The organism is Bradyrhizobium sp. Leo78 (assembly GCF_059512425.1).
The window spans coordinates 1-22,748 of the sequence record NZ_JCAMOT010000070.1 but is presented as its reverse complement, the minus strand read 5'-3'; the positions used below and the strand labels follow the sequence as shown (position 1 = coordinate 22,748).

22 protein-coding genes and 5 pseudogenes are annotated in these 22,748 nt (G+C 61.4%); 10 read left to right on the top strand and 17 right to left on the bottom strand.

The window, feature by feature from the left end:
* Positions 1-692: HlyD family secretion protein (locus AC5ZG1_RS41195; protein WP_496136285.1), on the top strand; the 692-nt coding region annotated here is incomplete at its 5' end.
* Between the two features lie 1,045 nt (positions 693-1,737).
* On the opposite strand, the gene AC5ZG1_RS41190 is transcribed toward AC5ZG1_RS41195, so the two are convergent.
* From AC5ZG1_RS41190 to AC5ZG1_RS41170, 5 genes and pseudogenes are all read right to left on the bottom strand, one after another.
* The gene (locus AC5ZG1_RS41190) at positions 1,738-3,978 is read right to left on the bottom strand and encodes a DEAD/DEAH box helicase (protein WP_496136284.1); all 2,241 of its coding nucleotides are present in this window, start codon (positions 3,976-3,978) and stop codon (positions 1,738-1,740) included.
* Positions 3,947-4,849 (bottom strand): annotated as a pseudogene (locus AC5ZG1_RS41185) (BREX system ATP-binding domain-containing protein); the annotation flags it as partial. The gene AC5ZG1_RS41190 and the pseudogene AC5ZG1_RS41185, both read right to left, overlap by 32 nt.
* Before the next feature lie 375 nt (positions 4,850-5,224).
* Positions 5,225-5,731: pseudogene (locus AC5ZG1_RS41180) on the bottom strand (fumarylacetoacetate hydrolase family protein); the annotation flags it as partial.
* Positions 5,732-6,000: 269 nt separating this feature from the next.
* The gene (locus AC5ZG1_RS41175; RefSeq protein WP_496136283.1) at positions 6,001-6,531 is read right to left on the bottom strand and encodes a cupin domain-containing protein; all 531 of its coding nucleotides are present in this window, start codon (positions 6,529-6,531) and stop codon (positions 6,001-6,003) included.
* 276 nt (positions 6,532-6,807) lie between these two features.
* The gene (locus AC5ZG1_RS41170) at positions 6,808-7,311 is read right to left on the bottom strand and encodes a hypothetical protein (protein WP_496136282.1); all 504 of its coding nucleotides are present in this window, start codon (positions 7,309-7,311) and stop codon (positions 6,808-6,810) included.
* A gap of 280 nt (positions 7,312-7,591) precedes the next feature.
* Here AC5ZG1_RS41170 and AC5ZG1_RS41165 point away from each other — a divergent pair, with 280 nt between their 5' ends.
* Positions 7,592-9,151: a class I adenylate-forming enzyme family protein gene (locus AC5ZG1_RS41165; RefSeq protein WP_496136281.1), complete on the top strand. Its 1,560-nt coding sequence runs from the start codon at positions 7,592-7,594 to the stop codon at positions 9,149-9,151.
* 11 nt (positions 9,152-9,162) lie between these two features.
* The gene (locus tag AC5ZG1_RS41160) at positions 9,163-10,350 is read left to right on the top strand and encodes a thiolase C-terminal domain-containing protein (RefSeq protein ID WP_496136280.1); all 1,188 of its coding nucleotides are present in this window, start codon (positions 9,163-9,165) and stop codon (positions 10,348-10,350) included.
* Here the strand turns inward: AC5ZG1_RS41160 and AC5ZG1_RS41155 are convergent.
* Positions 10,347-11,573, bottom strand: coding sequence for an MFS transporter (locus AC5ZG1_RS41155; protein ID WP_496136279.1), 1,227 nt, complete (start codon positions 11,571-11,573; stop codon positions 10,347-10,349). The two genes, AC5ZG1_RS41160 and AC5ZG1_RS41155, sit on opposite strands and share 4 nt — an antisense overlap.
* Before the next feature lie 306 nt (positions 11,574-11,879).
* Between AC5ZG1_RS41155 and AC5ZG1_RS41150 the strand changes: the two genes are divergently transcribed.
* Entirely contained in the window at positions 11,880-12,149 is a 270-nt protein-coding gene (locus AC5ZG1_RS41150; RefSeq protein WP_496136278.1) for a hypothetical protein, read from the top strand.
* Between the two features lie 80 nt (positions 12,150-12,229).
* On the opposite strand, the gene AC5ZG1_RS41145 is transcribed toward AC5ZG1_RS41150, so the two are convergent.
* From AC5ZG1_RS41145 to AC5ZG1_RS41135, 3 genes and pseudogenes are all read right to left on the bottom strand, one after another.
* On the bottom strand, positions 12,230-13,144 hold the full coding sequence (locus AC5ZG1_RS41145) for an alpha/beta fold hydrolase (protein ID WP_496136277.1): 915 nt from the start codon (positions 13,142-13,144) through the stop codon (positions 12,230-12,232).
* A 1,419-nt stretch (positions 13,145-14,563) separates the two neighbouring features.
* A complete protein-coding gene (locus tag AC5ZG1_RS41140; RefSeq protein ID WP_496136276.1) occupies positions 14,564-15,169 on the bottom strand; it encodes a hypothetical protein in 606 nt (201 codons plus the stop codon).
* Positions 15,150-15,287 (bottom strand): annotated as a pseudogene (locus AC5ZG1_RS41135) (helicase-related protein); the annotation flags it as partial. The pseudogene AC5ZG1_RS41135 and the gene AC5ZG1_RS41140, both read right to left, overlap by 20 nt.
* A 246-nt stretch (positions 15,288-15,533) precedes the next feature.
* On the opposite strand from AC5ZG1_RS41135, the gene AC5ZG1_RS41130 reads away from it, so the two are divergent.
* Both AC5ZG1_RS41130 and AC5ZG1_RS41125 read left to right on the top strand, forming a co-directional pair.
* Entirely contained in the window at positions 15,534-15,704 is a 171-nt protein-coding gene (locus AC5ZG1_RS41130; protein WP_210164731.1) for a hypothetical protein, read from the top strand.
* A gap of 13 nt (positions 15,705-15,717) precedes the next feature.
* On the top strand, positions 15,718-15,906 hold the full coding sequence (locus AC5ZG1_RS41125) for a hypothetical protein (RefSeq protein ID WP_496136275.1): 189 nt from the start codon (positions 15,718-15,720) through the stop codon (positions 15,904-15,906).
* Positions 15,907-16,005: 99 nt separating this feature from the next.
* Here AC5ZG1_RS41125 and AC5ZG1_RS41120 read toward each other — a convergent pair whose 3' ends face one another.
* Positions 16,006-16,152 carry a hypothetical protein gene (locus AC5ZG1_RS41120; protein ID WP_496136287.1) on the bottom strand — a complete coding sequence of 49 codons (147 nt, stop codon included), beginning with the start codon at positions 16,150-16,152 and terminating at the stop codon, positions 16,006-16,008.
* 5 nt (positions 16,153-16,157) lie between these two features.
* Between AC5ZG1_RS41120 and AC5ZG1_RS41115 the strand changes: the two are divergent.
* Positions 16,158-16,347: pseudogene (locus AC5ZG1_RS41115) on the top strand (hypothetical protein); the annotation flags it as partial.
* Between the two features lie 953 nt (positions 16,348-17,300).
* On the opposite strand, the gene AC5ZG1_RS41110 reads toward AC5ZG1_RS41115, so the two are convergent.
* Positions 17,301-17,912, bottom strand: a complete 612-nt coding sequence (locus AC5ZG1_RS41110; protein ID WP_496136286.1) for a cell envelope biogenesis protein TolA — start codon at positions 17,910-17,912, stop codon at positions 17,301-17,303.
* A gap of 173 nt (positions 17,913-18,085) precedes the next feature.
* On the opposite strand from AC5ZG1_RS41110, the gene AC5ZG1_RS41105 reads away from it, so the two are divergent.
* Positions 18,086-18,319, top strand: a complete 234-nt coding sequence (locus AC5ZG1_RS41105) for a hypothetical protein (RefSeq protein WP_496136274.1) — start codon at positions 18,086-18,088, stop codon at positions 18,317-18,319.
* Positions 18,320-18,483: 164 nt separating this feature from the next.
* Here AC5ZG1_RS41105 and AC5ZG1_RS41100 read toward each other — a convergent pair whose 3' ends face one another.
* Positions 18,484-18,762, bottom strand: a complete 279-nt coding sequence (locus tag AC5ZG1_RS41100) for a response regulator transcription factor (RefSeq protein ID WP_496136273.1) — start codon at positions 18,760-18,762, stop codon at positions 18,484-18,486.
* A 77-nt stretch (positions 18,763-18,839) separates the two neighbouring features.
* The gene (locus AC5ZG1_RS41095) at positions 18,840-19,202 is read right to left on the bottom strand and encodes a PRC-barrel domain-containing protein (RefSeq protein WP_028167881.1); all 363 of its coding nucleotides are present in this window, start codon (positions 19,200-19,202) and stop codon (positions 18,840-18,842) included.
* Between the two features lie 148 nt (positions 19,203-19,350).
* On the opposite strand from AC5ZG1_RS41095, the gene AC5ZG1_RS41090 reads away from it, so the two are divergent.
* Both AC5ZG1_RS41090 and AC5ZG1_RS41085 read left to right on the top strand, forming a co-directional pair.
* Positions 19,351-19,542: a hypothetical protein gene (locus AC5ZG1_RS41090; protein WP_496136272.1), complete on the top strand. Its 192-nt coding sequence runs from the start codon at positions 19,351-19,353 to the stop codon at positions 19,540-19,542.
* A 464-nt stretch (positions 19,543-20,006) separates the two neighbouring features.
* A complete protein-coding gene (locus tag AC5ZG1_RS41085) occupies positions 20,007-20,147 on the top strand; it encodes a hypothetical protein (protein ID WP_496136271.1) in 141 nt (46 codons plus the stop codon).
* 13 nt (positions 20,148-20,160) lie between these two features.
* Here the strand turns inward: AC5ZG1_RS41085 and AC5ZG1_RS41080 are convergent, their stop codons facing one another.
* The 4 genes and pseudogenes from AC5ZG1_RS41080 to AC5ZG1_RS41065 all read right to left on the bottom strand — a co-directional run.
* Complete coding sequence (locus AC5ZG1_RS41080; protein ID WP_496136270.1) at positions 20,161-21,060, bottom strand: YihY/virulence factor BrkB family protein; 900 nt, start codon at positions 21,058-21,060, stop codon at positions 20,161-20,163.
* A gap of 283 nt (positions 21,061-21,343) precedes the next feature.
* On the bottom strand, positions 21,344-21,592 hold the full coding sequence (locus AC5ZG1_RS41075; protein WP_496136269.1) for a hypothetical protein: 249 nt from the start codon (positions 21,590-21,592) through the stop codon (positions 21,344-21,346).
* 478 nt (positions 21,593-22,070) lie between these two features.
* Positions 22,071-22,286: a hypothetical protein gene (locus AC5ZG1_RS41070; RefSeq protein WP_496136268.1), complete on the bottom strand. Its 216-nt coding sequence runs from the start codon at positions 22,284-22,286 to the stop codon at positions 22,071-22,073.
* A gap of 261 nt (positions 22,287-22,547) precedes the next feature.
* Positions 22,548-22,748: pseudogene (locus AC5ZG1_RS41065) on the bottom strand (MFS transporter); the annotation flags it as partial.

The following is a 22,748-nucleotide window of genomic DNA, read 5'->3' as shown; positions in this document are numbered from 1 at the left end:
CGAACCGCAACAACGTCTATGCCGGCGTCAGGCGTGAGCAGGTCGACTCTCTGAAAGCTGCAATCGCCAAGGCAAAGTCCCGCCTCGACTATGTGCAGGCCCAGCTAACAAGAACCACCACGCTCGCGCGTCAGAGCTTTGAGTCCCAGCAGGCGCTTGACCAGGCCGAAAACGACGCCGCGAGCGCACGTGCCGATGTAGCGGAGGCCCAGGCGAACTACGATGCGGCCGTGGCGGGCCCGACCCAGGAGGAACGCGCGATCGCGGATGCAGAGGTGCAGGCCGCAGCGGCCGCGGTCGCGGTGCTCGAGCGCCGCCTCGACAAGATGGTGTTGCGTGCTCCCGCCGACGGTGTGGTCAGCGTCATCGCCGCAGAAGTCGGCGAGAACGTTCGCGCGGGCCAACCGATCCTGATGGTCGAGGCGGCAGGCAAGCAATGGCTTTCGTTCAATGTGCGCGAAGACCATCTCAGTGGCTTCACGGTCGGAAAAACAGTTAGCGTGATGCGGAATGGTGACAATGGCGTGATCGAAAGCGTCATCACCGAACTGCGGCCGCTCGGCGTCTTTGCAACCTGGCAGGCCGAGCGGGTGATTGGCGATCATGATCGCAATACGCTGCGCTTGCGCCTTGACCCGCAGGGCGAGGCGGCAGGCCTCGAGCCGGGTATGACTGCTTGGATCGAGCATTGACAGCAAAGTGCTGACGGTCCGTTCCATAACGGTCAGTGACGTATTTTCCGCCTGAGCCGCTACCCTCGAGGGTAGGAAATCGCAACAAATCGTAGATTGGCGTACAAAACGTGGCCCGTGGTAGCGGAGGAGCGACTCGAACCACCGACACAGGCGTTCTGGCTTCTCCCGCTCTAGTAACAGGCAGGACGACTGATAGCCGCGTGAGCGCGACGACGGCTTACGAGCACGACGACAATGCCGCACCGAGTACGAGCCCCACCGATTTGTACTCTGGACTACGCTACTGCCCTATTGAGCGGAAATCGTACTTTTGCTTTGCGCGGCACTTGTTCAAATAGAGGTGCGAGGACCACAGGAGCAAACGCTGGACGTACATCGGGGACATCAGTGGCAAAGTTTGAAGAACAGGGTGCGACGCAAGTGTCTCGCTACGCTTGCCGCAGATCGAAAATGAGAGCTGGAGGTGACCGCTATTATGGGAAGTGCCGAAATAGGCATCTCGCCACCTGAATGAGCTTCGTCAACTCGTCAACTTTCGATTGATGAGGGCCAAGCGAAGACGGGCGGGATCCAACAAGGGAATTTGCACGGAACGAAGTAGTAACTTTTGCCGAGAGTAACAATGTGGGAGTAGAGAAATCACGAAAATACTTTTCGTGTCTATGGCTTATGTCTTTGGTGCGCTCGGAGGGCGTTCGCATTTGCTGCAATTTCAATGGGTTGTAGAGATTTTCTGAAGCATAAGGTACATTTCGAAGGCAAAAGTGTCCTTGAAGAGGTGGCAATCATGCGCGAACCCACCTCCGCTCTTACCGATCCGTCGGGAGGCTCCTTAGCTTTGGCCGAGCATCAGGCCGCGCTTGGCGAGCGTCGCAATAACTGAGTCCGTAGTTGGCCGTTGGCCGCCTTCAGATCGAGTTCCGTCAGGTACCGGCAATTCAAGTGCCCGACCAGATCGCCGGCGCTCATATTTACCTTTCGCCCGCTCTATACATAACGCCCTTCCTCCGCGATCGAACGTTTCGATGTCGACACCGCGTTCTTACAGACCTCCCGCCATAGCGGGAATTCCCGTGACCTTGTCGCGGTTCTGTCTGACCCATAGCGATCTTGCCAGCATTTCGGGAACTTGCTCCCTGAACTTTCCGACCTTGATGTTGGCGACGAACTCCGCCACCTCGTTGGGATCAATCTTCTGCATTTCGGCAAGCTTCGAGAGGATCGGGCGCAGCTCGCTTTCCTTGGTTTTGGAGACCGAGACGCCGAGTTCGTGCACGCCCGACTGCAGCCCCGCCATCGCAAGGGCAGCGTTGAAGACTGCCGTCGCCTGGGATCCAAACCAGAGAAAGACATGCAGGTCGCGGTCCTCCGGGACGAGCGATCGCCGTCCCAGATCGAGCTTCCGGAACGTCTCGCGTCCTTCCGCCAGCAAGTCCCGAGCTCTGGCGTCGAGGTAGGGCGGGATGTCGTCCGCCAGATAGACCTCGCGCATCTCGGCGACCAGCCGATCGTGAGCCGGTTCACCGGCCGCTGGTTCGAAGCGCGGCACGACTCCGCCCGGATGGGGGGCGACGACCAGCGTCTTCGTCTGCTCGTCCAGGTCCTGCACGATCCAGCGTTGCCCTGCGAACACGACAAGCCCGTCCTTGTGAACTGGATGCGTAATCGGCAGCGTCCCCAGCGTCCGCCCGCCTACAGTCAGCCGCCACTCTTCGTTCGACTCGAAGACCGCGAAGAAGCTCCGCGATTGCGCGACCTTCTCGCCTTCCTGCCCGAGCATCAGCGTCCCATCGCCCGCCTGCTCGATGAAGCGGACTGTCTGGCTGCCCAGACGTCGCAACAGCGAAGCGAATTCGGCCTTCGAGATCGAGGAGAAGGGGCCAGGCCCGCACAGCAGGTCGTACAGAGGCTTCGGCCCGATGCCGCCGCGCTCTACGATCACGGACAGCATCTGGTGGACGAGCGTCGAGGCGATCTCGGGAGCGGTGCGAGCCTCTTCCACGAATCCTTGAAGAAGAAGCCTGACGACCGCGACGGATCTGATCGTGTTGGGACGCAGACGATCGAGGATGCCGGATTTGTCGTCGATGTTCGGCTCGCGCAGGTAGATGCGCAGGATCGACGGAGTGCCACGTCGCCTGCCCGTGCGTCCCAGTCTCTGCTTCAGGGATGCCAGCGAGCGCGGTGCGCCGATCTGGGCGACCGATTTGACTGAGCCGATGTCGACGCCGAGCTCGAGCGTCGAGGTGCATACCGCCGTCGTCGGCAATTTGCCCTCCTTCAGGCGATCTTCAAGCTCTTCGCGGAGCACTTTCGAAAGGCTCCCGTGGTGCGGGTAGAACTCGTTGGGTACGCCGGCCTTCTCCGAGCGCCTTCGCAGGCGGTCGGCCGTCGACTCCACCGTCCGCCGCGATCCGCCGAACACGAGGTTGTTCTCGCCCCGCAGGGCCTCGAACAGGTGATCGGAAATCGAGTCGAGCGCAATCCGCCGCGGCACGTCCTGCTCAGAGCCGGATCCACCGCCTTCCGCGTGATCCGGATCGTCCAGGTCGGGAGGCTCGACGTATCCTCTGACCTGAAGGCGCAATTCGGGAGCGTCCGACTTGGCCTCGAGCTGTTCGACACTCGTAGGACTCGTCGGTCGCAGCCACGCGCGGGCCTGGCCGAGATCGCCGATCGTCGCGGAAAGTCCGACGCGCCGGGCCGGGCGCGCCGCCATCGCGTCGATGCGCCGCAAGAGGCTGGCCACGTGCAATCCCCGCGGTCCCTGCAGGAAGGAATGAAGCTCGTCGACGACGATGAAGTCGGCGGACGACAGCAGACCTTTGGCGTCGGCCGGACGACGGACAAACATGGCCTCGATCGATTCCGGAGTGATGAGGGCGATCCCGTCGGGTTTGTTCATCGCCTTCTTCTTCTCTGCCTGCGGCGCATCCCCGTGCCATTTGACCACCGGGATCTCCATGCTCTCGCACAATCCTTCGAGGCGCCGGAACTGGTCGTTGATGAGCGCCTTGAGCGGGCTGACGTAGAGGACCGAGAAGCCGGACGCGTTGCGCTCCGCGATCGACGTCAGGATCGGGAGGAACGCCGCTTCCGTCTTGCCGGCCGCGGTCGTCGCGGAGATCAGGATATCGCGATCGCCGTCGAGGACGGCGAGGATCGTGCGCGCCTGTATCTCGCGCAATTCGTCCCAGCCCTGGTCGCGGATCCAGCGACGGATCTTGGGATGGAGCAGGTGATAGGCGGCTTCAAGTCCCGAGCCGGAAGCTGGTGAGTTCATCGTCGTCTCCGGGCTGCGCGCCGCCCTCGGGCATCGTTTCCTCCTGGCCCTGCAGATCGGCAGGTACCTGCACCTGGTCCAGAAGATCCTGCCACTTCGTGCCCGGGTTCTGCTCGAGCACCGAGAGCATCTGAACGAAGGCCTTCACCGTAGCCCGCGGCGTGCGGAAGTATGCTTCTCCGATGCGGCGATCGCAGTGGGCCATGAAGGCGGTCAACGCCTCGTCCGGGACCAGATATTTGGACGGGTCTCCCGCCGCGAACACCATTCGTATGTTGGAAAGCAGGACCAGAAGATCCTCCGGGGTCAGGCTCTGAAGGTTGATGACCGGGCCCGAAAGATCGACGAGACCTTTGGTGGCGAACTGGTTCTCCGCCAGCCGCGACTGTAACGCTTCGTAGCTAAACAGACCGCGCCTGGTGTCCATCAGGAACTGCGGCGTGCCGCACATGACGAAGCCGATATTGGCGGTGTTTCCCTGCAAAGCGTCGTTCACGATGCGGAGGATCTGTTCGAAATTCGACTTGCGCGCCTGGGCGTTCTGAAGCTTGTAGATGTTGACCATCTCGTCGAACATCACGAGCAGTCCGGCGTAGCCCGCGACCTTCGTCAGACATGCGAGGGACTTCAGCGAGTCGTACACGCACTCGTCGTCGATGATGGTCCTGACGCCGAGCGATTTGTTCGCCTCGGTCTTCGTCGAGAACTCTCCGCGCAACCACCGCAGGGCCGCGAGCTTGAGTTCCTCGTTCGACGCTTCGCTGCCGCGCCAGTAGGCCTTGAGCACCGTCGCGAAATCATAGCCTCCGACGAATTCCTGGATCGGGGCCAGCTTCTCGTCGATCACCTTCTCGACCGGGACCTGCCGTTCGCCACCCATGATCTCCGACAGACGCTCGCCGAACGAACGCAGCGCGTCGAAGCCGACTTCCGACAGTAGATCCAGCGGAAGCAGAAGCGACGCCTGCACCGAGTTGCGCGCGTCGGGCTGACGACCCAGGAGGCGGCTGAATCCATCGAGTTCGTCGGTACATTCCTGCGCGAGACGCCTCAATGGTTCGAGGGATGTCGTCGCCTTCACGACGTCGGGATAGACGCGATGGGGTCCGTCCACCGCAACTCGGAAGGCTCCGCTCGCGGCTTCGTACCGAAGATCGATATTGTCGGAAGTAGCAACGTCGAATCCTTCTGGAAATGCGTTCCGGAAACGCAGATGCCAAAGAGACACGAACTCGTCGAACCGCATATGTCGGGAGGATCTGTTGGTCCATTCCTCGCCATTAACTCGCGCAATCATGCGGACGTCGGAAACATCGCGAAACTCGTCCGGCGTCGCGATACACGGCCCAAGAGTCTTGGCTCCGTCAAAGTCCTTGCCGCCACCTGGCCCAATCCCCATTTCCATGTGGATCAGCTGCTCGTCCCGAGCGCTCCAGTCGTTGAAGATCGTATAGCCGAAGATGTGGTCTCTGGCCGTCTCGAGCTGAATGTCCTTGCCTTGTTTTCCAATGACGACGGCCCATTCAAGCTCAAAGTCCGCAACCTTCGAGTAAGTGGGCCATTGAATATCGTCATCGGGACCCGACACGGACAAAGGGTCGACCGTATAGTAGGTCAACCTCTTAAGGAGCAGATCAAAGCGTAGCCGTTTGGCAACGGCGAGCTGAGCTGCCGCTTGATTCGAGCCAGCTGCTGCCTCGACTTCGAGCTGATCTTTGCGCTCAAAGAAGCGTTCCGCATGCTCGGTAAACATGTTGCAGTCACGCATGCGAACGGGGTGCGGCAACGGCGCGAGCAGCTTCGCCGCGACCATCGGTACAGTCATCGCCGCAGAAGGATTGCTGATGATTTGTCGCGCGAGGCTAAGTGCCTCCGAGCCTCCTTCGATCATGTGTTGCATTGATCTAAACCAACTAGAGGCTCGGGGATCCGCTGTCGTTGACGCGGTAAGATCAACGATGTTGTCGCTGGGCAATAACGCCCCGACTGAATGCCGGCCCTGGGCGCTGAAGGTGACAAGCTTCATGCCGCGACCTTTCCGTCGATCAGCGCGCCGACCAGCACGCAATCGTCGGGACCATCATTGCGCCAGCCATGCATGCCACCGACCTGCACAATCACATCACCGGCGCGAAGGAGAACATCTTGACCATCGGTCAACATCCAGACACTCCCGGCGGCCACCATGAAATAGTTGAGGGTGTCGGTCTTGTGCATGGAGCTGTGCTTCGCGGTCGCAATCTCCTCGTGAGACGGCACATGCACGCTTTGAATTGATCGATGCATTGCCTCGACTTCCTCGGTCGAGCGAGGCGCCTCGTTGGGCCTCAGCCGAACAATGCGGAATATTGTGCCTCCGTCCGGGGGCTCGTGCTGGATCGGCGCGCCGATCGTCGGGTCTTGCGAACAGGAAAGATCCGCTGGAGTCTCACGGGTGATCCATAGATCGCGTGCAAACACGTTAAACCCGAGATGCGGCAGGTTCGAAATATCATCGACCGCCAGCACATCTGATCTTCCGTCACCACCATTTCCAACAATGAAGCGCCTCATGGAGTCTCCTCTCTTCCGGCAAGTCGCCAGGGGAGCTCCAGTGCGCGGGCGACCGACACGAAGTCGCGCCTGCTCCGCGATAACCGCCTCCCCATCGTCACGCCGGTTCGCATTCGCCAGCGTCTGGTACCAAACTCGATAAACTGGTACCATAGACGTGTCAAGCGGCTGGCGCGGCCAATCGGTCAAAGGCGCGCACAAATTTGGCAGCCGGCCGCCCTCGAGTCGGGGCTCGCCCGCCATCCATGTCGCGTGTTTGGAAAGCTGGTGGGTACGCTAGCGGCTCTTGGGCGCCGTGCGCCGCGGCACGTCATCGTCGCGCTTGAACAGTCCTCTGAAGAGCAGGTCCGGAAGCTCGGCAAAGGCTTCGCTCATGGTAAGTCCGGCTGCGGTGAGCACCTCTGGCTGATTGGTTAGCCTCGCCGCCGCGAAGTAAACTTCGGCAGCCAGATGCGCATGCAAGGGCCGGAAGTCCCCCTTGCGAATGCCGTCTTCAATGAGATCGCGCAATACAGCTACCCGCTCTCGCTGGTGCTCCTCGAGCATCCGCCGCGCGGGCTCAAAAGCCCTCAGATCCTCATTGAATTGTTGGGTTGCACGAGAGCTCTCGGTGATGCCCGGCTGCAAATAGGCGAGAATACGAGCCTGCGGATCCTCCTTTTCAAGCGCACCGCGCATGCCGAGCCGCCGGATACGATCGAGGAGGCGTCGCAGGATCAGTAGAAACAACTCGGGCTTGGTGGGCGCGATCTCGTACAGCGACCGCTTCGAACAGCGCAATCGCGCGCAAAGATCGGCAACTGTCGGTTTCTGGAACCCCTCGGTCAGAAATATCTCCTCGAGCCCATCCAGGATCTCCTCATGACGCCGATGCTGGCGCTCCTCGCTCCGCGGCGTTCTTTGGCTCATTCAGACATCCCCTTCCGTGCAGGCTCCCGATATAGCGCACCGCCCGCCGGTCAACCCAGAGCCGTGTTGACAAAACCTCAAATGGTACTGATAACCGCTACACGGTACCAAGTCTGTCGCTCCACCTCCCTCTGCTAGAAGCGAAACATTTATGCGGATCATCGACCACTTCGACCAGGGCGTCGCCTATTATCCCGATCAAGTAGCTTTCCATGATCTCGCAAGCGGCGAGATGTTGACCTATCGGGAGGCTGATCGTCTTACGCGGCGGTTCGCGGCGGCTATCCGTGGACACGGATTTGGCAAGGGCACCAAGATCGGCATCCTGGCGCCAAATAGTAACATCGCGTTCATTGCACTGATAGCACTAATGCGGGCTGAAGCGATCTGGCTTCCGCTTAATCCCCGCAATCCGCCTGGTGTGAACGCTGATCTGCTGAGACGCTTCGATGGTGACGTGCTGCTCTTTAGTCATGTTCATGAAAAGGACGCGCAACAAATCCTGCGGAACACGCCTGATCTTCGCACGGCGGTTTGTCTGGACGCCGAGAGCACGCTCGGTGCGTCGCTCGAGACCTGGGTTGGTTGCGAGTTTGAGGAGGTTACTAATGGCGCATATGTGCCGGATGACATCCTCGCGATATTCCCGACGGGCGGCACGACCGGACTGCCGAAGGGCGTCATGATCACCCACCGCAACATCGCAACGATGTTCAGCAATTTCATGAGCCACTTCGACTATTACGAGGGCGCACGGCACTTGGTAGTGGCGCCGATGACTCATACGACGGGAATCCTGGGATGCCTGCACTTCAATCGAGGCGGGAGCAATGTGGTCATGGCAAAAGCCGATCCGGGGGCTATTTTGCAGGCCATTCAGGAGCATCGGATAAGCCACCTCTTCCTGCCCCCAACGCTGCTTTACATGCTGCTCGCTCACCCTGATGTCGGCCACTACGACTATCGGTCACTGCGTCATTTGCTCGTGGCAGCAGCTCCTTCGTCATTGGAGAAGCTCAAAGAGGCTTTGACTGTGTTCGGACCGGTCCTGACTGAGGCATTCGGCCAAGCCGAATGTCCGGCTGCAATCTGTCTCAAGGCACCCTGGGACTACACCGACGATGGTGGGGAAATCGATATAGAGCGCCTACACAGCGTCGGAAGACCCGGTGTCTGGAACAAGGTCGCCATCCTCGATGAAGAGGGTCAAGAACTGCCGCGCGGCGAAGCCGGCGAGATCTGTGTGCGCGGCCCCCTGGTTACTCCTGGCTATTACAAGGATGCCGAATCGACTGCCGCCTTGCGGCGGTTTGGCTGGCACCACACTGGGGACATCGGAGTAATGGATGCGCACGGCTACGTGACGATCGTAGACCGGAAGAAAGACATGATCATTTCGGGGGGCTTCAACATCTTTCCCAACGAGATCGAGCAGGTCGTGACCGGCCATCCGGCCGTGCAAGAGTGTTCGGTCATCGGGGTACCGGATGACAAATGGGGCGAGGCCGTGAAAGCTGTGGTTCAGCTCAAGCCGTTCGCCGAGGCTACGGAAGCCGAGCTAATCGCACTCGTAAAGCAAGCTCTTGGCGGGGTGAAAGCGCCAAAGAGCGTAGACTTCATAGAGGATTTGCCCCGAAGCCCTGCCGGAAAGGTTCTCAAGAGTGAATTGAGAGCCACTTATTGGCAGGGCCGCACCCGCGCTGTGAATTGAGGTACGCCATCATGTCCGATGCCATCATAGCAGGGGTCGGTATGATCCCCTTCACCAAACCCGGCCAAAGCCAGAGTTACGACATTATGGGTGCGACTGCCGCGCGCGCCGCGCTGGATGACGCTGGCATCGACTACGCCCAGGTGCAACGGGCCTATGTTGGCTATGTCTATGGTGACAGCTGTGCGGGCCAAGCCGCGCTTGCTCACTTGGGTGCCACGGGAATTCCGATTGTCAATCTGAACAATAACTGCGCCAGTGGTTCAACCGCCTTTGCGCTCGCAGTCGAGGCTGTCCGCCACGAGACGGATGCCTGTGTTCTCGCCCTGGGCTTCGAACAGATGAGCCCTGGGGCGCTCGATGTCGTATTCGACGATCGGCCCAATCCGGTAGGCCCGCACGTAGCGCGCGTCGCGGACATGATGGGCCTCACGCCGCTCGACCGCTCCAGCCCACCAGCTCTCCAGCTCTTCGGCTGCCAAACCGAGCTGCTCCAGACTCGGTACGGCGTCGGCGATCATGCCCTGGCCAGGGTTGCGGTGAAGGCGCGTCGCCACGCAGCGGACAACCCGTATGCGCTGTTTCGGAGTCCGCTGACGGAGGATGAAGTTCTTTCGAGCCCCCTGCTCTTTCGGAACTTGCGCAGGCTGTTTGCCTGCCCACCGAGCTGTGGGGCGGCGGCTGCAGTTCTGTGCGGGCCAAGATTTGCAGCGCGGCATGGGCTGCAAGGGAATGTTCGGTTGATAGGATCAGGATGGGTTAGCGATCGTGCTGAGCATTTTGCAGGCGATCCACTCGATCTGATGTTCCGCGCATTGGGGCGCGAAGCGGCGCAGCGGGCTTTTGAGAGCGCGGGAGTTGGGCCGAGGGACATCGACGTCGTCGAGTTGCACGACTGCTTCGCTAGTAATGAAGCTCTGATGTACGGTGCGCTTGGTCTTTGCGCGGAGGCCGATGTCGAACGCTTCATTGTCGAAGGACGCAACACCTATGGAGGAGAAGTCGTCGTCAATCCCTCCGGAGGACTTCTGTCAAAAGGGCACCCGTTAGGCGCCACAGGACTTGCACAAATCACGGAGCTGACGTGGCAACTTCGGGGCAAAGCCGGATCACGTCAGGTCGAAGGCGCGCGCGTTGGACTGCAGCAGAACGCGGGCCTGGGGAGTGCTGGTTTCGTTCATATTCTACAGAAATTCTAACTTGAGCCTTTCGTCGCAGGAGAACCCCCTCGTCCCCCCGATCGCGGCACCCGGCTGACGAACCAGAGCCACGCCAGGATCTGAACCGTCAGGTCAATGGCAAAGGCGGTCTGGTAAGCAACCTCCGGGTAGTGGCCCTGCTGAGGCGTCCACTGCTGAACCACGAAGCCCGTCACGTACTGGATCAAAAATGCGCAACCAATGTGCAAGAGGTTGAGCGCAGCGTTGGCGCGTCCCGCAAGCTCCTTAGGGAAATAATCGGCCACAATCGCGTAGCTGAGGACAGTTGCCGTCCCGGCTGCAGCGACAACTGTCCACGGGAAATACGACGGCACGGGCAGCCGCAGGATCAGTGCCAGCTGAGCGACGAAGAACACAACTGCTACAAGCCCGAAGAGCGCTCCCGGACCGATCCCCTGTCGGCGAAGCCTATGAGCCGCTACCCCTAGAATTAGCGCGCTCGCACTCGACGCCATCGCCATGACAAATAGATTCCCGAGCAATCCAGACCGATCGAGGCGCTCGACATCGGAAAACCATTGTGCTGCCCACAAGCCCTGTAGCGCCCAGGCGGTACCAATGCATGTCGCGGAGACCGGAGCCAAGCGCCAGAAGCGACGATCGGTATAAACTACTCGCAGGCCCATGGCGGTCGCTTTCGCTACCGGTGAGGGCGAGGCCTTTGGGACGACAAGGAAAGTCACTAGGGCGCATCCCACCGATGCGATAGCGAGGAGCTCAAACAATCCCCGCCAACCGATCGAAACGAGCAGGTATTCGGCCGGCAGAGTTGCGGTCACGGCGCCCAATGCGGCCAGCATGATCATCAGGCCGTTGAGCAGCGGAACCCGGTCGTTGGGAAACCAGAGAACGACTGCTTTCAATCCGGCCGTCAACGCTGCGGAAACGCCCAAGCCGATTAACGCCCGGCCGAGGAGAAGAAGAACGAAGTTGTCCGATGCGGCGAATAGCGCTGCACCAGCAGCTGCCGCGAGTAGCACGACGCTCTGGATTGCGCGCGGGCCGTATCGGTCCAACAACACCCCGATAGGAATCTGGGCTACCGCGAAGGTGAGGAAATACACGGAGGTCAGGAGGCCGAGATCATCAGCGCGCAGGCCAAACTCAGAGATCAACGATCCAGCTATCGTCGCATTGATCGTCCGGAATAGAAAAGAAAGATAGTAACCGGCAACGAAAGGTAAGAATACGCGCGGGATCAAGAGCCAAGTTGGCGAGAAGCCCCCTGATCCCTCCCGCCGCGGCGCATGCCGTGGCAGGAGGGAGGATCGCGATCTGGAGCTGACATTTGTTTGTCCCCTCATTAGACCGGGTCTGTCCTCGCGGATTCCCTCTCGGACATCAGCTGCAGGTTGCGATGTGCCTCCGGCAACAGTTCCGGCACAACGCTTCGATTGCGGGCTTGTGGGGCGCGTCCGCGGTTTTCGCTGTTCCGATTCTGCTGGTGGATTCTCGGGACTTGTCGCACTCACCCGCCCAATCGTTTCCTTGATGAGCGAAGTTCGCAGATGAACCCGCCTTGCCACTTGCACAGCAAATTCATCGAAGCGTGCGGCTCCAAGGCTACAGGCGGCGGGCTGATCGGCGGCTGGCAGCGGCGGCGTCACTGCGAGAAGAAATCGAGCCTGAAGGGCAACAGCCTCACTCACAATCCGCAAATCATGATGAACCTGTTCGAGACTCCGGCTGATCGCGCTCAAACGACAATCAACCGAGGGTTCTTCGATGTCACCATCGGAATCAAGGAAATGAGCGAGAGCAGCCTCAACGATCGCTGAGTTGGTCATGCCCGGACGCTGCGCTGCGACAGCGAGCCGCGCGGCGACCGATTCGGAAAGATGAACACCGATCCACGGCTTCATGGAAGCGCACCGCCGAAATGCAGCCGAGCGGCTGGTGACTTCTCATGACCCGAGATGAACTGTTTTCTCCGATCGAAAGGCGCCCAAGCCCCCTGCTCGACGGCGCGGAAGAAAGCTTCCACTTGCGCGTTGAATGTCTCAGGCTCTTCAAGATTGATGGCATGCCCGGTATTGGGGGACACCCAAAGACCAGCAACAGGAATCGTGGACTTCAGCATCAAGCCAGTTTCCAGACAGGGCTTGTCGTCGTCACCCACCGCGAGCAGTACCGGGATCGTCGTCTGCAAGAACAGTTCGCGGAAATCGTATAAGGACGGTCTTAGGGCCTGGCATTGGAGCAAAGTATTCGACATCCCCCGCGCTGAATGCTGCTTGAGCCGCTCCACGAACTCCTGCCAGCCCATCGGATCCTTGCGCCTCAGCCGAATGCGGGCCGAGTGGTTTGCCATTTTCTCGGCCATTGCACCCAGACCTCGTGCTGCCAATGCGCGCGCGAGAACCGCCGTATTTTTCGACCAATTTTCACGGTCCGAGGCTGGAGATCCTGACCCCGCTCCGGCTGCAACGATCGCGCTGGTCCCTTCGGGGTACCGCAAACCAAATAGCAGAGCAGCATAGGCGCCCATGCTGGAGCCAACCACGTGGGCTCGAGCGATCGAAAGGCCGCGCATGACAGCATCGATGTCCTGGACCGCGAACTCCCAACCATATGCGGCTGAATCGTCAGGCACGTCGCTCGGTGGATATCCTCGAGCGTTGTAGGCGATGCATCGGTAAGAGCGAGAAAAGTAACGGACTTGTGTTTCCCAGCTGCGCAAGTCCGATGCGAACTCATGAACAAAGACTATTGGATAGCCATGGCCATATTCCTCGAAATACAGTCTTATCCCACCAGAGTTGATATAAGGCATTGTCCCCGCCGTTCGTGGAGCGTCGGCACGAAGCACCGCGCGTCGACGGGCGTTGTGGATTAGGATCGAGAAGAACGGAGGTGTCGATAATCAGAGGATCGGATTTCGCCACACGCTCGGCGTCAGATGATGATGCAGTTCGAGTCCTCTCTATTGTCATCTTGTTCGATGATCTAACAGAACTCTAGCGGAGAAAGGCTTGCATGACGCCATAAACTGCCTCCGCGATGAGAACGAGCAACTTGAGCTAACGGCGGCAAAGAGACGCCAACTTGCGCTGGCGGCATCCGCGACACGGATGTTGGGTATTGGTGTTGCTGGGTCTTGGGGCTGAACGTGGATCGTGCGCTTGCCGACCCTTACGATCTCCGTGTCGGGATTGCGTTCGGCGCGGCGGGGCGGTATGGACACCCCTTCTGATCGTAGTCGCCCCGCACAATACGGCGGAGTGCGGCGATTACATCCAGTCGACCGGTATCACCCGCGTGCACGATATAAGCTCCGCCCAAGCGTTGCTCAGCATCTAGCCATAGGGGTCTCCGAAATAACACCAATCCGCACCTGCTGGCGCCACCGTCCTGCTTGCCCTGGCCAGATAACCAACAGTCTTACGTGATCGCCTCCGTTTGCAGCGAGTGATTCTTGCAAGAAGGCAGCTCTCGATTAGAAGATTAGAAAGCCAAATCGGGGGCTCGAGTCAGCGGAGCGCTACATCGCAAAACCCACTATTTCGCAAGCGCTGTTTTCTTACTGGAGAGCAGCCTAACTCGGAAACCTCGGACGCTCGACAGTCCGCCAAGAACCGGTGTTCGTGGGAAATCCGTCGCCGGCTAAATAGTCGGCGGGCAGGTTTAAATCGGGGAGGCGCAACCACCGACCGACATTCCGTTCGAGTGGCGATCTGACCAAGGGCGTTCCCTGCGTCCCGAACGTAAGTAACGATCGGAAAGATCAACAAAAACAATGCAGTTTGCTCGCGATTGGCCACCATTATCGCCGTTTATTCACGGTGTTTCGGTGGTCAACTGGTGGTCAGCAGGAGATGTCGCGTCATATAGGCAGATCGATTATTCATGCAAAGAACGCTTACGTCATCACTTACACGCGGCCATCGACGTTTCGTTCCTCGATGCACGGCAGACGGCCGCCGACCCCAGCGCGTCCGCAACGTCCTGGGCCGCATAGAGACGACCGCTTGCGCCAGAGAATGAGCCCTCTCGAGCCAGACGCGGAGCTCCCGATAGACGTCAAAATTTCCGTCGAGACTGCATGCGTACCGCGGGTCAATCATTCCGCGCAGATATGAGATCGCGAGCCTCCAGTCGAGGAGTGGATGATATCTGCGATTCTGATATTGCCGGACGCACGCGTAGCACGAGGTCGAGCAGCGCGTAACGTGGCGCTCGTCCAGAAAGTCTCTCAGAGGCCACTGCCCGCGATCTCCCACGACCTCGTCGACCAGCCGCGCGATCTCCGGTCGCCGTCGCGCCCGACCTCTCCGAGACGCCGGCAGAGGCCTGATCCGTTGATCAGGGTGTCGGCAATCTGAAGCATCGGGCTGTCGCCTCGGAGCCGAGGCTCCAATGCGTCGAACTCGTCTGGCGCCACGTCGAGCACGAGCGCTGCCTTCTGCACAAGGAGGTGCGTGGCACTGATCGCGGCCGACCGGGCACCGGTCCTGGACCGCGCACCGCGGCGCGCTACGAGATCCAAATTCAACCGCCTATTGAAGCCGGTCGCCTTGAGGAAGAGCGCGTCTGTTTCCTTTTGTGCGAGCAGCCCGAACCTCATGGCGACGGGCGCTGTCAACGTCCACCTGCCGTTGCCGGCGATCCTTTCGATGCCCGGGTCGATGGCCTGCTCAGGCAGCGTTACGTTCTTCCAGCCTAAAACGTCGTTATCGGTGACAACGTCGGCGCCGAAGAACCTGGCTTGGCCATTCTCGTCCTCGACTCCGCTGTTGAGGTTCATGATCGTCGTTCCAGCGCCGACGTGCACCGTCAGGCTGCCCTCTTCGTCCAGCACGACCTACTCGCTGCTGATAGTTGAAGCGCTGGGGCGGCATATTCGCCTGGTAGACGGTCTGCAACGAACCGATGTCGATGCCGACCTCCATCGTCGTCGTCACGGACAGCATGTCGATTTCCTGTGCGTGCTGCCCGACCGGGTTGTCTTGACCAACGAAGATATCCTTGAACCGCCTCCGAGAAGTCGTCAGTCTGGCCGCTCAGTTCCTCGCACTTCAGGCCTGAAGCGCGGAATGTTCTGGTAATGCCCGCGGACGATACGGCGTCCGAGAAAGTTCGAATTCCACAACTCCTCGACCGGTCCCGTTCTCGCCGTCGGAAGCGGCGCATAGCAGCGAGTGCATCGGCCGACACCGCGGTGCATGTTGAATCCGCTCGCATGCAGTGCAGCGCCAGTACGGATCGTCGGCCCGGGCGATCTTCAGATAGAGCTTTCCTACTTGAATGGTGCCGCCGAGCTGATGTTCGGCGGTCAGCCGCCGAAGGACGTCATCGAGGCCGATCTGCCATTGCGCGCCGAAGATAGTTATTAGGAAGGAGCAACAAATGGATCACGAACGAAAATCATCAACAGCGGGCGAACGGGCCGCTAAAGGCTTGCGCGAGGCCACTGCCAAGGAAGAAGCGAAAAACGAGAGCAAGATGGGGCACGATCTAGCTAAAGGCGCTGATCGCTTCGAAGAACGTTCCAAAAGCTCCGATGGAAAAAGCGCAGAAGAAAAACAAAAAGGGTAATGTAAACAACAGACCGACGCGGCGTTTTCCCGCGCAACGCCAGCTTGGTATCGCCCGCCGCGGCGGCGCAAGCGCATCGCAAACAGTTGCGGGTGCAGGCTATTCCCGCGCCCGGCGGAGAGCCGCCTCCAGCTTCGTCTTCTGCTTTTCCCAGCGGGCCTCGTCGGCTTGCGGGCGTCCGTCCAGAGCGGCACGCTCGTCCTCGATCTCGCCCGTCCGCGGCCCACCGGACATCGGGATCAACATGCGGCATCGCACACGGCATCGCGCCTGGCGAGGCGACGGAATGCTTGATCGCCAACGCCGCCGTGATGCGGGCGGAGGCACTTTCGCGCAAGCCGGGCACGTCGGCGCCATCGCGTTCAGCCGCAGCGCAGATCATTCGGCGACGCTAAGCTGATCCGGAAGTTCGGCGAGGTGCCGGACGATCTGAGCGCGCTCCGACGGGCGGCGACATCGCTTCACTCGTCGCTCGGACCGGCGGCATCTCTCGGCTCCAGCAAGTTCAGCGCGGTCTCGATCTGGGCGAGCAATACCTAAATTTCCTCCCGCTCGTTGGGCCCAGGATCGCTCTCCAGACGCTCCAGGAGCGCCTGCTTCCGCGCGAGCAGCTTTGCGACCGTCGACATCGCGCCTCCCCATGCCCGGTATCTACAAACAAGTTGGTGCGCCCGCGACGATCCTGCCAGTCTGGGCTCTGCGCGGCCCGGGCCGATTTCCTCCGGGCACTATTTCGCCGGCGGCCGCAGGGGCCGTCCACCCACTTACGGGCGGCGGGATCGTGCAGCGGATCGTCGTCGCAATCGGGGCAGACGTAAGGCTCCCCGCCTTTGGCGGCCTCGTCGCGGACGAGCTTCATCGGCCGCCCGCAGTGAGGGCACGGCTTCCGGATAAGATGCAGCATCGACATCTGGCTTCCCCCGCCGTGTTCAGCCTAGTGCCGTTTGCCGGCCGGGCACAAGCGATGTCTTGACGCGAATCGCGCCCCGCACTCGAATCCAGCCGTCAGTGATGTTGCGGGGGTAGCGTCATGGAAGGTTCTATAGGGGCTTCGCGCAGCGTGCGCACGACCTGGCGGAGAAGGCCGATCCGTTCACACGCCGGAGGCTGCTCGATCTGGCGAAAAGATACGACGCCAAGAGCAAACCTCTCGCGAGCGCTGGCCTCGCCACCACCTCGCAGTCCTCCCGCCACATACCTCGCCAGATCCGGCGAAGCATGACGAAGGGCGGATCGGCAGAGGTCAAGTGCGACGCCTGCGTCGGCTCGGCGCGTCAGCCGGCGCGCGAGACCGCGCCCGGCCGCAGGATCTTTCCGGGGCCGCTGCGCGAAGTGCGGCGGCAAGGGCCGCCTACCCAAGGCTAAGTGAAATTTCTCGCGGCCGCTCTCCGCTGCTAATGCCGCGCCCGGCGCAAAGCGGTGTCCAGCGTCGCTTTCTGCTTTTCCCAGCGGGTCTCCTCGGCTTGCGCGCGTTCGTCCAGAGCGGCGCGCTCCGCCTCGATGGCGTTCACCTTCTCTTCATGCTCACGCCGGGCTTTGTCCAGCGCGTCTTGCGCCTTGGCAACCGCCTGGTCGCGCCGTTCGCGCTGCTTCGCCCGTGCCGCCTCCTCCTTGCGACGCTCGGCGTCACGCCTCTTCTGCTCCCGCTCGAACTCCAGCGCCGCCTTGCGCGCCTGCTTGTCGCTGATCTTGGAAGGGGCGGGCTTCTTCGGTTTCGCACGACGCCTCGTCCGCCCCGCTGCGGCCCCGCCGTCCGCGAGGTCCGTCGGCAGCTCGGCGTGCTCATTGAAGGGCCCGTTGGATCCGACGGGCCGCCTGAGCACGACGCCCGGCTTCGCCATCGTGGCAGCGACGATCTCGGGATCGTCGGTTTCCTTCGCCACTCCCTGGTGAAACAGGTTGCTGTCGGCGCCCCATGCCTCCAGAGCCGCCTTCATCGACGGCGCTGCGATCGCCTGGTCGTAGAAGCCCAGCGAGGTTTGGTAGGTCTTCAGTTTTCTCGGCATCGCGCCCCGGGAGGTAGCTGCAACCACCCTAGTTATATAACCGAGCCCGTGCACCGACGTCTCGCCCTGCATTGCGGCTACCAAGATCCGGCGGATCTGTTCGTGAACTAACGATCGCTCTTGCCGTTGTGCTGCATCCGAGTGGCCACGATTGTGCGTGTCCTGGGGCAACCATGAGGACCAACTCGCGCCAGCACCTCGATACGATCAGCGAGCAGGACCCGACCTACCTCGAGTCGCTGATCCGTGAGGATTACGAGCGATGCCATCCTGGCGAGACGTTGGAGGATCTCAAGCGGCGCGCGTCCTTTTCGAAGGACGACAGAGGGCTGCTGCGGGACTGGATGGCGGTAGCGGCGGCTCGCGCCGCGGCCGCACGCGCGGACTGGGCGTTGCCACCACGCTGACGATCTACTGATCCGCCTCCCCTGTTGCAGGGCTCGCGGCTCACGACAATCCCGGTTCAACCCGGCGAGGCCCCGGTATCGAGCAGCTGCGAGACGGCGGCAGCCAATTGCGCGGGCGCAAATGGCTTTTCGATCAGGACGCTGTCCGCGACGCCTTGCGATTTTCAGTCAGGCGCGCTGGCGCTCGTCATGTAGACCACAGGAAAGTTAGGCGTGATTTCCCTGATCTGCCGCGCCAGCCCCCATCCGCTGATGCCATCACCGAGGTTGACGTCCGTCAGCAGCGCCCGCCACCCCTCCCGGCCGTCGAGAAAGGTGGAGAAAGCCGCCTCGCCAGAATCAACCGAACAGGCCTCGAAACCGCTCTTGACCACGGCGTCCTCGATGGAGGTGCAGATCAGAGCTTCATCTTCAACGACCAGAACACGAACGGCGCCGCTCACATCCAAGTCTCCTTTCCCTGCGTTACGGCCGTGCGCCGCGTCCGCAGCCGGCCAGGCCTCTGACACGGTGTGCCGCCTCAAGCCACCGGCACACCGTAGTAGGAATTCACGGAGCGGGTGGTCGCGGCATCGCTCCAATTCCAACTGCTCTCGTCGGCGTATTTGGGGGCGCCGCGAAGCTGGTCCTGAGTGATTCCGGTGACGTAGCCACCGAGGTCGGTGTCGTACTTCAGAGCCTGCCAGGGCAGCGGATAGTGATCGTCGCCGATGCTGAGCAGGCCACCGAAGCTGAGCACCGCGTACGACACCTTGCCGCTGATCTTGTCGATCATGACACGCTCGATGTAGCCGACCTTTTGCCCGTCGGCCCCGTACACGTTCGTGCCCTCGACCTTGTCGCTTCCGATCAGGCTGAACGTCTCGCGATCTTCCATGGCCATGTTGACCTCCCGTAGGGTTGTCTTCCGGAGTCAACGGGACGACGATGGCTCCGTTCCCGGCGAGGCGGTTCTCGCAGCCGGCAGCGACCGGGACTGGGGTGACGCTGTCGCAACGCGTGCCGTAAGAAGCGGACGAGCGGAGGTCGAGATGGAGCTGACCGATCTGGAACGCGATTTTCTGAGGAGACTTCTCGGCGAATCCTGGATCAGCCCACCGCTATTCGACCATGACACGGTGGCGCGGCTCGTAGAGCTGGGTCTGGTGGAAACCGAACCGCTTCCATCCGGAGATATCGAATACCGCATCACTGAGGCGGGGCGGACGGCGGCTACCGCGTAAGCGCCGATCGGCCGATCCGGGACTATCGTGAAGCGCGCCGAGGCCGGCGATCAGAAAGGTGGGAACTGGAGCGAGGCGGGGGGTTGCCCTCCTGCTCGCCAGCCGGCTGCCTTAGCCTAGCGCTCCACTCGCGATAGCGTTCTGCGCCCTATCCGCAAAGACGTTCGATGGCGGTGGTTACGGAAGTCCGTTGCAAAGGCTCGTCGGGAACCCCGGATCGAGAACTCATTTAACTGGCAACAAAGCTCGCGATCTCTAAGCTGGCGGCCACGCGCAGGCATCCTGTGGGAGCTAGGAATCAGGGACCGGCCGCGAGCTCCGGATGAGCGCGACAGACGGCGAGCGCAGCGGCACTCGTCGCGTGACACAAGTGAAACTGCTGAAACTGCAGGGAGCACAAGAATACTCAAGGAGGGAAATGGTATGGCAGCTTCCAAGAAATCTCTCAACCCGACGATTTCCCGGTGAATGCCGAAGGCCGGAAAATTAAGACGCAGGATGGCGAGCCCATCGCAAACGCCGAGGATCCGGCGGTCGCCGAGGACGTAGCCGAGCGCCTTAACGACGACGAAGCCCGACGCGAAGAGGATAAGTGGTCAGCCTGACCCCGCGAGGCTTCTAGCGTGCCCCGGTCGCGCCGGCCGGCTGCGAGAGAGGGCGCGTTTTCCCGCGTGCATCCCCCGGGTCTCCCTGCTTGAGCGAACCTCCGTGCTTGGCATAGGCGTGCGTGATCTCCGCCCCCATCAGGATGATCTGCGAGGTGTAGTAGACCCAGATCAGCACGACCACGATCGAAGCGGCCGCGCCATAGGTCGATTCCAGGCCCTGCTTGCCGATGTAGAAGCCGATCGCCGCCTTTCCGACCTCGAAGAACAAGGCGGTCAGGAGTGCCCCCAGCCAGACGTCGCGCCACCCGACGGAGACGTCCGGCAGCCACTTGAACATCATCGCGAAGAGCACCGTCACCACGGCGAACGAGACCACCAGGCTGACGACGTGCAGAACGCCCTCGGGCATGTACGGCGCGACGAACTTGCCGGCCGCGGCCAGAGCCGCTGTCACCAGCAGCGAGACGAGGAGAAGAAACCCGAGGGCGAGGACCGCTGCGAACGACAGCACGTAGTTGCGAGCGAAATGCCATATCCCGCCCTCCTCCGATTCCTCCACCTCCCAGACGACGTTGAGCGCGTCCTTCAACTGCACGACTACGCCGATCGCCGCGAACAGCAGGGCGCCGATGCCGAGGATCGTCGCCAGCGCCCCCTCCGCCGGCCGGCTAGCTCCCGCCAGCATCGACTCGATCGCCTTCGCGCCGGTCTCGCCGAGCATGCCTTTCAAAGACGAGGTAACCTGCGAGGTGACCGCCTCGTGGCCGAAGAAGAGGCCCGCGATCGCGATGGCGATCACGATGATCGGTCCGAGGGAAAACACAGAGTAGTATGCGAGCGCCGCGCCCTGACGGGCATCCTTGTGGCCCGACCAGTTGGCCGCCGCCTCTTTCGCCACCGTCCACCACATTGCCGCCGGACCCCAAGCCTTGGCCCGCTCCACGATCTACAAGGATTGCCAAGGTGCAAGGTTCCTGCGGCCGCGCATGGAACGATAATCCTAATACCCCATTGAACCGGAGAGACCGTCGCCCGCCGTTGAACTACGGCGCCTGTCGCGGATAGCCAAAGGTCTCAGGACCCGCTATTCAGAACTAGCGCTCGCGAGGATAGCCAAAGGCGGCGGCCTTCCTCGCAACGCGCGTCTTCAGATGATGCGCGGCCAAAGGATTGCGCGTCCCGGCCGCACTTCCTCAGTCGTCCCTACGCAGCGCGGCTTTAACCTCGGCAACAGGCCAACTTGCTCCGCCGGGAATGACGCGCACATTGACATCGCCCCCGACCAGCGTGTGCGAACTGATCTCATCGTCGCTCGGCATCACGGTCAGTTCGGTATCGGGCTTCCAGTTCAGCGTCAGGTCAAGATCGCCCGGATAGATCTGCCACCGCGAGCCATCCTCCAGCTCGACGATGTGGCTCTCCGAATGGAAACGGATCTTCATCGCTGCTCACGCGGCATCAAGGTCGCGCGGCTGGTGCGGACCGCGCTGCGCGGCCGGCGGGCGGCGCATCCGGACGCTCTCCTGATGATGGCACTTTGGACATCTTAGTCGCGGTTCTCGGTGCGCTGAAGCTGGCTTCTGAAGGTTCGCGGCCATCGGCCAGGCGCCGCACTCGGGGCAGTTCACCAGCAGAGTATCCGTTTCGATCATCGTGAGGGCTCCAGAATAACGCCCCGATGCCAACGGACGGAGCGCGCCGATGTTTCGGAGTGGGGCTCCGGGTACGCCCGCCTGACCTCATGCGACCGCTCGAGCGGCTTGATGCCGGATGGGCCGACTGTTCGCTGCCGCACGTCAGAAGCGCAGCATGCCGAACATGAAAAGCAGCACCACGGTTACGAGGGCAGAGACCAGCAGCGAGCCGAGACAGCCCAGTCGGTTGGAAAAGAAAAAGAACATGGCGGACACCGGGCAGGCGTCAGTCGTCGATCAGCGTGCCAATCAACGCGAGCAGGGACTGGTGTTCAGGTCCGTCGCCGCCCGCCCGAAGGAATTGTCCGATCTCGGTCAAGGACGCCTGTCCGCCTGAACTGGCGTTCGGCTGTTGCTCGACCGCCGGGCGTCCGGAGTGCGGATGGCGGACCAGCCGCCAGACATCGCCATTGGCGCTTTCGTATAGAATTCTTCCGGTCATGCGGCTCAACCGAGGCCGGCCACCCGGGTTCCTACTAGAACCTGCTTGGGCCGTTCGCGAGGCTCGACGGAGCGTCGGCCGCAGAAGTGACCTTCCGCAGCGCCTCCAGCGCTCCCTCGGGTCCGACCAGAACCGCAGCGATCTTCTCGAACTCCGGGCGGTCCATTCGGGCGAGATCCGCCCGCCATTTCGCGCTTACACCTGCGCGCGGGGGTTTACGTTTCGTGTCGAGCAATCCCGCTCATCGACAGGCTGGTCCTCTCAGCGAGCGGGCGCCGACGCACCCGGCGCAGCGCCGGTGACCTCCATCTGCGGATTGACCCTTAGCGTCAGGGCGACAATGCTGCCGACCAGAGCGCAGCCGCCCAGGACCAGCAGCCCGGCGGTGAAGTTGCCGGTCGCGTCTTTGAGGTAGCCCATGAGGAACGGTCCGGCGAAGCCGGACAGATTGCCGAGCGCATT

What these genes read in the sequence shown, in the direction of transcription:
- AC5ZG1_RS41190 (WP_496136284.1), bottom strand. Translation starts at nt 3,978, where the DNA reads ATGAACTCACCAGCTTCCGGCTCGGGACTTGAAGCCGCCTATCACCTG.
- AC5ZG1_RS41175 (WP_496136283.1), bottom strand. Translation starts at nt 6,531, where the DNA reads ATGAGGCGCTTCATTGTTGGAAATGGTGGTGACGGAAGATCAGATGTG.
- AC5ZG1_RS41165 (WP_496136281.1), top strand. Translation starts at nt 7,592, where the DNA reads ATGCGGATCATCGACCACTTCGACCAGGGCGTCGCCTATTATCCCGAT.
- AC5ZG1_RS41160 (WP_496136280.1), top strand. Translation starts at nt 9,163, where the DNA reads ATGTCCGATGCCATCATAGCAGGGGTCGGTATGATCCCCTTCACCAAA.
- AC5ZG1_RS41150 (WP_496136278.1), top strand. Translation starts at nt 11,880, where the DNA reads ATGAACCCGCCTTGCCACTTGCACAGCAAATTCATCGAAGCGTGCGGC.
- AC5ZG1_RS41145 (WP_496136277.1), bottom strand. Translation starts at nt 13,144, where the DNA reads ATGCCTTATATCAACTCTGGTGGGATAAGACTGTATTTCGAGGAATAT.
- AC5ZG1_RS41130 (WP_210164731.1), top strand. Translation starts at nt 15,534, where the DNA reads ATGTTGAATCCGCTCGCATGCAGTGCAGCGCCAGTACGGATCGTCGGC.
- AC5ZG1_RS41125 (WP_496136275.1), top strand. Translation starts at nt 15,718, where the DNA reads ATGGATCACGAACGAAAATCATCAACAGCGGGCGAACGGGCCGCTAAA.
- AC5ZG1_RS41120 (WP_496136287.1), bottom strand. Translation starts at nt 16,152, where the DNA reads ATGTTGATCCCGATGTCCGGTGGGCCGCGGACGGGCGAGATCGAGGAC.
- AC5ZG1_RS41110 (WP_496136286.1), bottom strand. Translation starts at nt 17,912, where the DNA reads ATGCCGAGAAAACTGAAGACCTACCAAACCTCGCTGGGCTTCTACGAC.
- AC5ZG1_RS41105 (WP_496136274.1), top strand. Translation starts at nt 18,086, where the DNA reads ATGAGGACCAACTCGCGCCAGCACCTCGATACGATCAGCGAGCAGGAC.
- AC5ZG1_RS41095 (WP_028167881.1), bottom strand. Translation starts at nt 19,202, where the DNA reads ATGGCCATGGAAGATCGCGAGACGTTCAGCCTGATCGGAAGCGACAAG.
- AC5ZG1_RS41090 (WP_496136272.1), top strand. Translation starts at nt 19,351, where the DNA reads ATGGAGCTGACCGATCTGGAACGCGATTTTCTGAGGAGACTTCTCGGC.
- AC5ZG1_RS41080 (WP_496136270.1), bottom strand. Translation starts at nt 21,060, where the DNA reads ATGTGGTGGACGGTGGCGAAAGAGGCGGCGGCCAACTGGTCGGGCCAC.
- AC5ZG1_RS41075 (WP_496136269.1), bottom strand. Translation starts at nt 21,592, where the DNA reads ATGAAGATCCGTTTCCATTCGGAGAGCCACATCGTCGAGCTGGAGGAT.
- AC5ZG1_RS41070 (WP_496136268.1), bottom strand. Translation starts at nt 22,286, where the DNA reads ATGACCGGAAGAATTCTATACGAAAGCGCCAATGGCGATGTCTGGCGG.